Source organism: Bacillus massiliigorillae (assembly GCF_000380245.2).
GTDB classification, from domain to species: domain Bacteria; phylum Bacillota; class Bacilli; order Bacillales; family DSM-1321; genus Bacillus_AD; species Bacillus_AD massiliigorillae.
In genome coordinates, this window is record NZ_HG428741.1 from 67,792 (window position 1) to 80,782 (window position 12,991).

Consider the following 12,991-nt stretch of genomic DNA (forward strand, 5'->3'; position numbering starts at 1 on the left):
TAAAGTAATTATAAAAAATATGTTAGGGTTAATTTAACATTTTATAATAAAAGTGGAAAGAGGGATGGCTCATGCATAAACAAGAATCCATTTTAATTGTAGAAGATGACTATGACATTGCACGAATAATGAGTGATCATTTACGTAAGGAGGGATATGACACTACATGGGCTTCTACAGGGAAGGAAGGGTTTGAAGATTTCAAAGTGGGAGAGTATTCGTTAGTAATAGTTGATTTAATGTTACCAGAAATGGATGGCTTTTCGCTTTGTGAGAAAATCCGTCTGGAGAGTGAAGTTCCACTCTTGATTGTTAGTGCGAGGCTAGAGGAAGAAAACAAGGTACGTGGACTTGGTTTGGGAGCAGACGATTATTTAACGAAACCATTTGGTCTTGCAGAATTAAGTGCGCGCATTCGGTCTCATTTAAGACGCTACCGTCGCTACATGATTCAAGATGAAGAAGAAATTCAACGCTTCTCGCGCGGTTTAGCGATTGATTATGTTAAAAGAGTCGTTTATTTAAATGGTGCTCCACTTATGCTTACAGCGAAAGAAATAGATGTATTATTTCTATTAGCTAGGAACCCTTTCCAAACATTTACGAAAGTAGATATATATGAGCATATTTGGCAGCAAGAAGATTCAGAAGGTAACAATACTGTAACTGTTCATATTAAAAGTTTACGAGATAAGCTGAAAGATCAAACAAGAGCCTCTAAGTTTATACAAACGGTATGGGGCGAAGGATATCGCTTTATTGGAGATCAGCTTTCATGAAAATTAAATATTGGTTAATGATTAGTTTCTTTCTCGTCATGCTTCTACCTTTAGTAGGCATTTATTTACTATATGTAAGTATTGCTAATCTAGATCAAAAAAGAGATGTTAACGAATATTTTGAGGTTTCAATGAAAATTGAAGACTTAGAAAAGATTTTATTGCAACCTAAGTGGTATACGTATCAATCAAAGAAACAGTATGAAGAAATTCAAAATCTAGTAGACCAAACAATGCAGATTACTTTATATCGTTATGATGGGATGAAGCTATATTCTACATTAAGTAAAGCATCTCTGTCTGGTTGGGATGACCTTAATGAAGTTGTTAAAGATTTGAATGAAATCAAGAAAAATAATCGTACTTATTCATACAAAGGAGCGGTATTTTCAGAACAAAAACTTGTGGGTATTTATGAAATTTCGATTATGAGAAAAGAATGGGTTAAAGGGCTAACTAATCGTTCAGTGATTTTACTAGTGCTTGGAAGTGTCCTTTTTCTAGTTATTTATGGAGCTATTGTCTTTTTATTAAATCGAAAACTAAATAAACCATTAGAATTATTAATGAAGCATATGACGGCATTTGCTAAAGGAGAAGAAATTCAAACCTCTCTCATTCATTCGAAAGATGAAATGGGAGAAATAAATGAACATTTCTTGGAAATGAAAACGCAAATTGAACAAACGAGTGCACAACTACTAAAGGAACAACAAAATAAAGAGTTTATTGTGGCATCTCTTTCGCATGATTTAAAAACGCCGTTAACGGTGGTTAGAGCATATACAGAAGCTCTTTTAGATGAAAGACGATTATCAGAAAACGAGAAGGTCGAGTATAGAAAGATTCTATTTGAAAAGCTTTCCTATATGAAGCAATTGTTTGATGATTTAAGCACTTATACAGCATTGCAATCATCGCAAATGAAAATGAAGCTAGTGGAGATAGATGGTGAGGAATTTTTTGAGATGTTGCTAACAGGTTATGAAGAGAATTGTGCAAAGAAAAATCTAGCTTTAACCATTGAAAGTGAAATTGAAGGAACATACATGTTAGATACTAAACAAATGGTAAGAGTAATGGATAATATTGTAGGAAATGCAATTCGACACACACCTCTAGATGGAGCATTACGGCTAGCTGTCATTCATTCTCGGCAAGCATTGCCAGAATGGATTTTTCCAATAGTAAAAGCAAAGCTTGAAAGTTGGAGAAGTGATGGAACGATTGTGCTTGTTCAAAATGAAGGTGAAGCTGTTCCGCACTATATGAAAGAAGCATTATTTCAACCGTTTGTCCAAGCAGAGGAAGCAAGAGGTGCGGGTGGTAGTGCTGGGTTAGGTCTTAGCATAGCAAAAGAATTGATGGAGAAACAAGAAGGGAAAATACAACTTTGGTCAACAGAAGGCTACGGTACACTTGTCGCATGTTGGCTAAAAGAAAGGATCTAAATATGAATATAAAAAAGGAATGGATGGCATTAATGATTTCAATAGCTGTAATGGGAGGTTGCTCTCAACAAATGACGGCTTCCGCAGAGGAAATAGTTTCGAATGCTATTGAAGCTGGAAAGGAAGTGGAAGCTTATTATGCAGAAGCAACGATGAAAATATACGAAAAAGATCAATTAAAAGAGGAATCGACAATAAAAGAATTTGTAGATGTAAGTGGTAAAAGAAAAGTAATAACCGAAGATAAAAACAAAAAACAACGTGTGACTGCTTTAAATGATGGCAAGCAATTATTAATGTATGATGAAGGTAATAGGCAGGCTATGAGTATGGATATTTCAAACATTGATATGCCCACAAGTTCACCAAAAGACCAAATGAACATGATGCTAAATGCAGTGAAGGATAGTCATAAGCGAGAAATAGTAGGTGAAGAAAAAATAAATGGTTTTGATACGACGCATATTAAGCTTACTTCAAAAGAAAAAAATGACATCATGGGTGATATGGATTTTTGGATAGATCAAAAAACATGGTTTGTTATTAAAAACGAGTCACAAACAGGAGACATAAAGAGCGTTATGGAGTATAAGAAAATAGATTTTTCACCGAAGTTTGAGGAAAATACATTCAAACTAAATATCCCAGATTCTATAAAAATAATACCGATGGAAGATATGAATAAAGAAACAGAAGGAACAATAGTCGATGCAGAAGCAGCTATAGGGAAGCCATTTCTTCAATTTAATGTAGATGATGCAACTGTAGAAAGTATCAAGATAAATAAACTAAAAGGAGAACTTAATCGTACTGAAGTGAATATTTCATACAAAAATGATGAAGGTCCACTATTCCATTTGGCAGTTTTTAAAACGCCTGAAGGGGATAAGCTAAAGATTAAAGGTAATTACAAAGTACGTGGTCAAAATGCAGAATACTTAGAATTAATTCGGAATATTAGTTGGGATGAAGATGGTGTTCGTTATTCATTATTAATTGAGAATCCGAAACTATCTCTTGAAGATGTTTTAAAGATGACAGAGAAGATGAAGCTTAGCTCAGAAGAATAAAAAAAGAAAAATCCTCGCTCATAGATTGAGAGCGAGGATTTTTGTTGTCATTAAGATTATCCTTTAGTGTTTTTTAAAATTATATGATATTGTTTGCTTTTTTTTTGTAATTCGATATACAAAAATATTGCAAGTTAACATCAATGCTCTTACAATTACTTAGGTACTCGAAATAAAAGAATAAGGGAAGTGATATTTTTTATGCCAAAAAGTTTATGGTTTATTGTTATTGGTATGGTTATTAATGTTACAGGATCTTCTTTTTTATGGCCTTTAAATACAATCTATTTACACGAGCATTTAGGAAAATCATTGTCAGTGGCAGGATTAGTCCTCATGGCAAATGCTGGTGCTACTGTTGTGGGTAATTTATTAGGAGGTGTCCTTTTTGATAAAATAGGTGGTTATCGCTCTATTTTAGTTGGGGCTATAACGACTTTAGCGGCCTTAGTTGGCTTGACAATCAATCATGGTTGGCCTCTTTATGTTCTTTGGTTAACGATTATTGGTTTTGGTTCAGGTTTAATCTTTCCAGCGATGTTTGCGATGGCAGGCTCTGTTTGGAAAGAAGGGGGAAGAAGAGCCTTTAATGCAGTATATGTAGCTCAAAACTTAGGAGTAGCTGTTGGTTCAGCTCTAGGTGGATTAATTGCTTCCTTCTCATTTGATTATATCTTCATTGCAAATACAATCATGTATATTGCTTTCTTCTTATTAGTTGTTATTACTTATCGAAATATAGAGAGTAAGGATGCGGTAACTACTAGTGTTCTAGATGAGCAAAAACCGGTTAAGAATGATCGGAAATTTATTGCTTTACTAGTAGTATGTATCGGATTCTTTTTATGTTGGATTGGCTATGTACAATGGACTTCGACAATTTCCGCTTATACACAAGAAATTGGTGTGTCTTTAAGACAATATAGCTTCTTGTGGACAATTAATGGAGCGCTAATCGTTTTAGGGCAACCTGTTGTGAACAAGGTTGTATATTCTTTCATGAAGAAAGTAAAAGTGCAGCTGATTGTAGGTATGGCTATTTTGATGGCATCTTTTGCTGTTGCAGCGTTTGCGACGAATTTTTCAGGATTCTTAACAGCGATGCTCGTTTTAACTATTGGTGAAATGCTTGTTTGGCCAGCGGTTCCGACCATTGCTAGCGAGCTTGCTCCGAAAGGTAAAGAAGGTTTTTATCAAGGAATAGTCAACAGTACTGCTACGGCAGGAAGAATGATTGGTCCATTATTAGGTGGTGTGCTAGTAGATTTATATGGCATGCAAATGATGTTTATTGTGTTAATGGGATTATTCGTGTTAGCAATGGGTACGACATTGCTATATGACAAAATCATAAATGCTAAGGTTTCAGAAAAATATTCAGTTGCAAAATAAGTGTGACTGAATATTTTAGTTAATATTGAGAGATACTGATGCTGACTTGATTTTTTCTCTAAAATTTACTAAAATAACAGGTATCAATATTTAAAATATAATACTTAAGCTATGATGAGGAGTACTAACATTTAGGACCGACTTAGAGAGCTGACGGTTGGTGAAAGTCAGTGGAGGAAATAATGCGAACTCGCCTTTGAGCTGCAAACATGAACTAAAGTAGTGTTTGACGTGTGATCACGTTACAGATTGTTTTTAAGCGGGGCGTATTATTTTAAACGTCAACTAAGGTGGTACCGCGGGAAGAATATATCATTTATAATCCTCTCGTCCTTTTTAGGGATGAGGGGTTTTTTGTATTAATGAATAAACATATTCGCGAATCTGCTTCTTGAATAACAGATGAAATGATTAGTGAAGTTATTTTCATACTTAGCACAGGTTTTACTTTATATACTTAGGAGGAAATATTATGAGTTTCAATCATCAAGATATTGAGAAGAAATGGCAGCAATATTGGGAAAACAATAAAACTTTCAAAACAAGAGAAGATGAAGGTAAGCGTAAATTTTACGCATTAGATATGTTCCCTTATCCATCAGGTGCAGGTCTACACGTAGGTCACCCTGAAGGTTATACGGCTACAGATATTTTATCACGTATGAAGCGCATGCAAGGCTATAACGTTCTACATCCGATGGGATGGGATGCGTTTGGTTTACCAGCTGAGCAATACGCATTAGATACAGGTAATGATCCAGCTGAATTTACAGAGAAGAATATTAACACATTCCGTCGTCAAATTAAATCACTTGGATTTTCTTATGACTGGGATCGTGAAATCAACACAACTGATCCAGACTACTATAAGTGGACACAATGGATTTTTACTAAGTTATATGAAAAAGGCTTAGCATATGTGGATGAAGTGGCTGTTAACTGGTGTCCAGCTCTTGGGACAGTACTTGCGAATGAAGAAGTAATCGACGGTGTAAGTGAGCGTGGAGGTCATCCAGTTGAACGTCGTCCAATGAGACAATGGGTGCTAAAGATTACGGCTTATGCAGATCGTTTAATTGAGGATTTAGAAGAACTTGATTGGCCAGAAAGTATTAAGGAAATGCAACGTAACTGGATTGGTCGTTCTGAAGGTGCTGAAGTGCGCTTTGCTATTGATGGCACAGACAAAACATTTGAAGTGTTCACAACTCGTCCAGATACATTATTCGGTGCAACATATGCAGTATTAGCTCCTGAGCATGCATTAGTTGATGAAATTACAACACCAGAGCAAAGAGAAGCGGTTGAAGCTTATATTCAAAAAGTAAAAAGTAAATCTGATTTAGAAAGAACAGATTTAGCGAAAGAAAAAACAGGTGTATTCACAGGTGCATATGCAATCAATCCTGTAAGTAATGAAAAAATGCCAATCTGGATTGCGGACTATGTTCTAGTTAGCTACGGTTCAGGTGCAATTATGGCGGTTCCAGCCCATGATGAGCGTGATTATGAATTCGCTAAAGTATTTGAATTACCAATTAAAGAAGTTGTTGCTGGTGGAGATGTGGAGCAAGAAGCATATACTGGTGACGGTTTACATGTAAACTCTGGCTTCTTAGATGGATTAAACAAATCAGATGCAATTACTCAAATGATTGCATGGTTAGAAGAAAAAGAAATTGGTACGAAGAAAGTAACATACCGTCTACGTGACTGGTTATTCAGCCGTCAACGTTACTGGGGTGAGCCAATTCCAATTATTCATTGGGAAGATGGAGAAAGCACAACAGTTCCATTGGAACAATTGCCATTAGTATTACCAAAAACAACTGAAATTCGTCCTTCAGGTACAGGTGAATCACCACTTGCTAATATTGAAGAATGGGTAAATGTTGTAGATGAAAACGGTCGTAAAGGTCGTCGTGAAACAAATACAATGCCACAATGGGCAGGTAGCTGCTGGTACTTCCTTCGTTACATCGATCCAGATAATAACGAAGCACTAGCTGATCCTAAGAAAATTAACGAATGGTTACCAGTTGATATGTATATCGGTGGTGCAGAACACGCAGTTCTTCACTTATTATATGCTCGTTTCTGGCATAAATTCCTTTATGATATCGGCGTAGTACCAACGAAAGAGCCATTCCAAAAATTATTCAACCAAGGTATGATTCTTGGTGAAAATAATGAAAAAATGAGTAAATCAAAAGGTAATGTTGTAAATCCTGATGATATCGTTGATAGTCACGGTGCAGATACATTACGTTTATATGAAATGTTCATGGGACCTCTTGATGCTTCAATCGCTTGGTCAACAAACGGTTTAGATGGATCACGTCGTTTCTTAGATCGTATTTGGCGTTTACTTGTAGACGAAAATGGTAACATTACTTCTAAACTTGTAGAAAACGATGATAGCGGTAAATTAGAAAAAGTGTATCACCAAACAGTGAAGAAAGTAACGGACGACTTTGAAGGTCTACGTTTCAATACAGCTATTTCACAAATGATGGTATTCATTAATGATGCATATAAAGCGGAAAGCTTACCGAAAGCATATATTGAAGGCTTCGTGAAAATGATTGCACCAATCGTTCCTCATATTGCGGAAGAGCTATGGAGCAAGCTAGGTCACGAAGAATCAATCGCATATGCAGCATGGCCAGCATATGATGAAGCTAAATTAGTGGATGATGAAGTAGAAATTGTTGTCCAAATCAACGGTAAAGTAAAAGCTAAATTAATGGTTCCTGCTGATGCAACTCGTGAGGCATTACAAGAAATTGCTATGGGTTCAGATTCAGTTAAAGAACAAATCGATGGCAAAACAGTACGTAAAGTCATTGCAGTACCAGGTAAATTAGTGAATATTGTTGCTAACTAATTGATTTAAAAACGATTATTAATCCTTTATATACAAACGAAGACGACACTTGCTTATCGTATAAGTAGGTGTCGTTTTTGTTTGTATATCATAAAGTGAAATCTTTCGTGGAAAGTGACAGCTTGACGCTCGATTTTACTTATAACATAGAAATTAAATAAAATTTATAAGGGGAAAGTTAGTGAAGCTACGTTTAAACTAGCGCTTTTTAGTATATAAAATGGGTGCTGGTGAATTTTAAAAATAGGAGTGGGAATGATGGGCATTAAGCTTGATATGGTAGGTATAGTAGTGAAAGATATGAAAAAAGCTTTAGACTTTTATCGTGTTTTAGGTTTTGAGATTCCTGAAAACAAGAATGAAGAACCGCATGTTGAAGTAGAACAAGGTAGTGTTCGGTTAGCATTTGATACACAGAATATGATAAAAGAAATTTATGGAGAGTGGGAAGAACCTTCTGGCCATCGAGTTGAGTTAGCTTTTTTATGCGATGATAAAGAAGCGCTTAATAATTTGTATAAGAAGATTATAGAGCATGGATATGTAGGACATCGTGAACCTTGGGATGCCTTCTGGGGCCAGCGTTATGCAATTGTAAAAGATCCTGATGGAAACCTTATTAGTCTTTTCGTTTAAGGTTAAATTCAAAATGATGAAGTATCCTAAAAAAAGCTAATTATTTCTTAAGTTAAAGAATTAATTAGCTTTTTTTTACTTTTAAGTAATTATACGTGCATTTTTTTTAGGGAATTACTACAATAAAAAGATGTTTTGATAAGCGAAGAATAACGATAGGGGATGATAGTATGAGTGAAATGAAAGTAATGACAGCTGATCAGCTAAAAGCAAAGGTTGAAGCGAATGAAGAAGTATATATTATCGATGTTCGTGAAGATTTTGAAGTTGCAAATGGTATGATTCCAAATGCGGTACATATTCCGATGAATGAGATTCCAAATAATTTAGAGATTCTTGATCAGCACAGAGAATATGTTATTGTATGTGCTGGAGGAGTACGTAGTGAAAAGGTATGTCACTATTTATTAGCGAACGGATATGACGTTGTTAATATGGAAGGCGGCATGCATAGCTGGACGGGTGATGTGCAATAATTGTTTTACTTTTCTATCTTTTTGGCGAAACTAGCTGAAAAGAGGACTGGGAGAGGTAGAACATGATTAAAGTTAAAATGTTTGATTATGAGCATGAGAAAGATTTAGAGAAAGAAATGAATGAGTTCTTGCATAAAATGTCTGAAGACCAGCTTGTGGATATTAAATATAATGTAGCTGCTATCGGAGAAGACGCTAATGAACAGATTTATTGTTTCAGCTCGATGATTATTTATCGTGCTTGATGAATCCATGTTTAAGAAGATACAAATAAATGAAATTAAATATGAGAGGGGCTGTTGTCAAAGAAGTTGAAATCATTTTGGCAACAGCCCCTTGTTTATTATTTTATTGTTTGACTATAGGCTGCAGCATTCACACCAGCTAATCTACCTGTCACAAGTGCAGACGTAATATTATATCCTCCAGTATATCCATGAATATCTAGTATTTCTCCACAAAAGAATAAGCCGTTCATGAATTTAGAGCTCATTTCCTTTGGATGAATTTCCTTTACAGATACGCCACCACCAGTGACGAATGCTTTCTCAAGCGAAAGAGTTCCGTTAACAGTGAACAGAAATCCTTTGCATAGTGATGCAAATTGACGTAGTTTCTCATGAGAGATTGTACCACCTTGTTCATTTTCATCAATGTCTGCTTTTTCTAATAAGAAAAGTAAATAACGTTCGATGATAAAGCCTTTTAATATATTTTTAATAGCTTTTTTATTGTCTTCTTTGATTTTCTTTACAACGAGTTGAAATAATTCTTCTTGATTACAATCAGGGAAAACATCAAGTTTCATCGTAACGTCACCTTTTGTTTTTTTCATTGCTTTGACGACGAATTGGCTACAACGAAGAACAGCTGGACCACTAATACCGAAATGTGTAAAAAGCATATCCATTTTATGTGTAATGATTGCTTTGCCTTTAGGGTTAAGCACGCTTAATTCTACATCGCGTAAAGATAAGCCTTGCAGTGTTTTTGCTTTGATAAATAGTTCATTTGAAGTAAGTGGAACTTCAGTAGGATACAATTCTGTAATGGTATGACCCGCTTTTTCAGCCCAGGCATAGCCATCTCCTGTTGAACCTGTTTTCGGAACAGACTTTCCACCAACTGCAATGATAAGAGCGTTTGCATCATAGCTTCTGCCGTCTTTTAATAAGATAGATGAAACACCGTGTTCATTATAAATAACATCTTGAACGGTTGTGCTTTGCATAACTTTAACTTGATAGTTATCTAATTGACGAATCATAGCATTCACTACATCAGCTGATTGATTGGACGCAGGAAACATACGTCCATGATCTTCTTCTTTCAGTTTGACTCCGAGTCTCTCGAAGAACTGAATAATATCTTGATTGTTAAAAACAGAAAAGGCACTATAAAGAAAACGACCGTTTCCAGGAATATGTTTAATGATTTCGTCTATCGGAAGATTATTTGTGACGTTACAGCGACCACCGCCAGAGATAGCGAGCTTTCTTCCAAGTTTGTCTCCTTTTTCGATTAGAAGCACCTTTGCGCCTTTTTCTCCAGCTGCAATGGCAGCCATTAATCCAGAGGGACCGCCACCAATTACAATTACATCATATTTCATTATTTCACCAACTATATTTTTTTTCATTCTTTCATTATAATGTAAGTTGTTGCTTTATAAAAATACTTGATAGAATAGGTAAGATGTTTTTATTTTAAAAATAATGAGCTTTATATATGCCTGTTAAATAACCATTTGCTTGTAGCTTTGAAAAGTATGGTAATATTAAGAACGTGCTACATAAAGGATCATCAATAGGAAGGGATTATATGTCATCTAAATTGTTAAAGGGTACCTTTATCCTTACGATTGGTATGGTTTTATCGAAGGTACTAGGATTATTATATGTTATTCCATTTGAGGCAATTGTAGGAAATAAAGGTACACAGCTGTATTCTTATGGATATGTACCATATACGATATTTATAAGTATTGCAACGGGTGGTATTCCGTTAGCTGTTTCGAAATTCGTAGCTAAGTACAATGCTTTGGGTGAATACCACGTCGGTCAAAAATTGTTCCGTTCTAGTATGAAGATTATGTTGTTATCAGGTATTGTATCGTTTTTAATTCTTTTCTTGATTGCTCCAGGTTTAGGAGAAGCAATGGGAAAAGGACAAGAGAACTTTACACCGGATCAAATTGCTACTGTTATTAGAGCGGTGAGTTTCGCTTTAATTATTGTACCGTTTATGAGTTTAATTAGAGGATTCTTTCAAGGAAATGAATCGATGGGACCTACTTCAATCTCGATGGTAGTAGAACAAATCGTACGTATCATTGTTCTACTAGGTGGAGCTTTTGTTGTTATGTTCGTAATGGATGGAAATATAGTAACAGCAATTAGTGTTGCAACTTTTGCGGCGTTTGTAGGTGCTGTTGGTGGATTAGTTGTCTTACTAATGCACTGGAAGAAGGTAAAACCGCAATTAAAGAAAAAGGGAATAACCGACCAACGAGCAACCTCTATTTCATTAAAAGATATGTATAAAGAGATTATTCTTTACTCAATTCCGTTTGTATTTGTAGGAATTGCTATGCCTCTTTTCCAATTTGTTGATACATTAACATTTAACTCTGCAATGGCTTCCATTGGTCTTAAGTCAATTGCGGGTGATGCATTTGGGATACTAAATTTCAATACGCAAAAACTAGTAATTATACCAATGTCATTAGCAACGGCTTTTGCGATGACGATTGTTCCTTCTGTTACGAAGGCTTTTATTGAAAGAAATACACAAATGTTTACTACTCAATTAAACCAAGCCTTTCAAGTATTATTGTTCTTAACTTTACCTGCAGCTATCGGTATGTCTTTATTGGCTAAACCAATTTATACGGTTTTCTATGGTTATGACCAGCTTGGAGTTGAAGTTTTACAAACTTATGCTCCAACGGCTATTCTGTTCGCATTCTTTTCTGTAACGGCTGCTGTATTGCAAGGAATTAATCAACAAAAATATACGGTCTTAAGTTTATTGATAGGCTTCTTAGCAAAGTTAGCGTTGAATATACCGTTAATTCGTATATTTGAAACAGAGGGAGCTATTTATGCGACAAGTTTAGGATATTTAGTTGCTACACTCATTAACTTCTTTGTGATTTATTACTTTACAGGCTATAGCTATAAACTAGTATTTAAGAGAACGGTGCTAATGGGAATCTTTACGTTAGTAATGGGAGTCGTTGTTGTATTACTAACAAGTGGGTTATCAATGTTCTTGAACCCTGAACATTTATTCCCTGCCTTTATTACGATTGTAATTGGAGCTGGTATAGGAGCGCTTGTTTACTTCTTGTTAGCCGTTAAATCAAAGCTAGCTTATCGATTGTTTGGTGATCGATTACTACGTTTAAAAAGTAAAATTGGTTTATAACGAGTAATGCGTAAGTGATGAAGCAAGACATGATTTAAATGATTACATTCTTATTTTAAATAAAAACCTTGTCTTTCATGGCAAGGTTTCTTCACATACATATGAAGAAAGGTTGATGTGCAATGAGAATAGATAAAATGTTAGCGAACATTGGATTTGGAACACGTAAAGAAGTAAAGAAATTATTAAAAACAGGTGCGGTCAAGGTTGATGGTGTGACGGTTAAGGATGCTAAACAGCATGTTGATCCAGAGCAACAAGTGATTATGGTTCATGGCGAAGAAGTTGAATATAGAGAGTTTATTTATTTAATGATGAATAAACCTCAGGGGCTTCTTTCAGCAACGGAAGATGATCGTCAAGAAACGGTGCTTGATATTCTTGAAGAAGAAGACCGTGTTTTTGCTCCCTTTCCTGTAGGTCGCCTTGATAAAGATACAGAGGGATTATTACTTATAACAAATGATGGTCAATTAGCTCATCGCTTGTTATCACCAAAAAAACATGTCCCTAAGACATATTTTGCCGTGATTAAAGGAGAAGTGACAGAAGCTGATGTTGTTGCTTTTCGAGAAGGTGTAACATTAGAAGATGGCTATGAAACAAAGCCAGGTGAGTTAGAAATAATAAAGTCAGGATTAACATCTGATATTAAGTTAACCATTACAGAAGGAAAGTTCCATCAAGTAAAAAGAATGTTTGAAGCAGTAGATAAGAAAGTTATCTATTTAAAGCGTTTAACAATGGGAAATCTTCAGCTGGATGAAACATTGGAATTAGGTGAGTATAGAGAGCTTACTGATGAAGAGCTTGAGGGTTTACTAAATTATCAGAGTGAATAAGCGCTCGTTTAGAATGTTATACACAGAAA

Annotated in this window: 11 protein-coding genes and 1 other annotated feature; of the genes, 10 read left to right on the forward strand and 1 reads right to left on the reverse strand. The window is 35.3% G+C overall.

Going from position 1 to position 12,991, the window contains the following annotated elements; all coding sequences use genetic code 11:
* The first annotated feature begins 71 nt into the window (after positions 1-71).
* The 8 genes from TX86_RS00345 (at position 72) to TX86_RS00380 (ending at position 8,936) form a co-directional block, all read left to right on the forward strand.
* Positions 72-779, forward strand: coding sequence for a response regulator transcription factor (locus TX86_RS00345; protein ID WP_042345206.1), 708 nt, complete (start codon positions 72-74; stop codon positions 777-779).
* The gene (locus TX86_RS00350) at positions 776-2,230 is read left to right on the forward strand and encodes a sensor histidine kinase (protein ID WP_042345208.1); all 1,455 of its coding nucleotides are present in this window, start codon (positions 776-778) and stop codon (positions 2,228-2,230) included. Before TX86_RS00345 ends, TX86_RS00350 begins: the two co-directional genes overlap by 4 nt.
* Positions 2,231-2,232: 2 nt before the next feature.
* Positions 2,233-3,300 carry a LolA family protein gene (locus TX86_RS00355; RefSeq protein ID WP_195892845.1) on the forward strand — a complete coding sequence of 356 codons (1,068 nt, stop codon included), beginning with the start codon at positions 2,233-2,235 and terminating at the stop codon, positions 3,298-3,300.
* Between the two features lie 201 nt (positions 3,301-3,501).
* On the forward strand, positions 3,502-4,692 hold the full coding sequence (locus TX86_RS00360) for an MDR family MFS transporter (RefSeq protein ID WP_042345212.1): 1,191 nt from the start codon (positions 3,502-3,504) through the stop codon (positions 4,690-4,692).
* A gap of 102 nt (positions 4,693-4,794) precedes the next feature.
* Positions 4,795-5,030 (forward strand) — a binding site (T-box leader).
* Positions 5,031-5,164: 134 nt separating this feature from the next.
* Positions 5,165-7,579, forward strand: a complete 2,415-nt coding sequence (gene leuS, locus TX86_RS00365; RefSeq protein ID WP_042345214.1) for a leucine--tRNA ligase — start codon at positions 5,165-5,167, stop codon at positions 7,577-7,579.
* Positions 7,580-7,837: 258 nt separating this feature from the next.
* Positions 7,838-8,215 carry a VOC family protein gene (locus tag TX86_RS00370; RefSeq protein ID WP_042345217.1) on the forward strand — a complete coding sequence of 126 codons (378 nt, stop codon included), beginning with the start codon at positions 7,838-7,840 and terminating at the stop codon, positions 8,213-8,215.
* A 170-nt stretch (positions 8,216-8,385) separates the two neighbouring features.
* Positions 8,386-8,691 (forward strand): rhodanese-like domain-containing protein, encoded by a 306-nt coding sequence (locus TX86_RS00375; protein WP_042345218.1) that lies wholly within the window; start codon positions 8,386-8,388, stop codon positions 8,689-8,691.
* Positions 8,692-8,753: 62 nt separating this feature from the next.
* A complete protein-coding gene (locus TX86_RS00380; protein ID WP_042345220.1) occupies positions 8,754-8,936 on the forward strand; it encodes a sporulation protein Cse60 in 183 nt (60 codons plus the stop codon).
* Positions 8,937-9,034: 98 nt separating this feature from the next.
* Here the strand turns inward: TX86_RS00380 and TX86_RS00385 are convergent, their stop codons facing one another.
* Positions 9,035-10,306: a BaiN/RdsA family NAD(P)/FAD-dependent oxidoreductase gene (locus TX86_RS00385; protein WP_439096834.1), complete on the reverse strand. Its 1,272-nt coding sequence runs from the start codon at positions 10,304-10,306 to the stop codon at positions 9,035-9,037.
* Positions 10,307-10,512: 206 nt separating this feature from the next.
* Here TX86_RS00385 and TX86_RS00390 point away from each other — a divergent pair, with 206 nt between their 5' ends.
* Both TX86_RS00390 and TX86_RS00395 read left to right on the forward strand, forming a co-directional pair.
* Positions 10,513-12,120 carry a putative polysaccharide biosynthesis protein gene (locus tag TX86_RS00390; protein ID WP_042345224.1) on the forward strand — a complete coding sequence of 536 codons (1,608 nt, stop codon included), beginning with the start codon at positions 10,513-10,515 and terminating at the stop codon, positions 12,118-12,120.
* A 122-nt stretch (positions 12,121-12,242) separates the two neighbouring features.
* Positions 12,243-12,962 carry a pseudouridine synthase gene (locus tag TX86_RS00395; RefSeq protein WP_042345226.1) on the forward strand — a complete coding sequence of 240 codons (720 nt, stop codon included), beginning with the start codon at positions 12,243-12,245 and terminating at the stop codon, positions 12,960-12,962.
* The last annotated feature ends 29 nt before the right edge of the window (positions 12,963-12,991 follow it).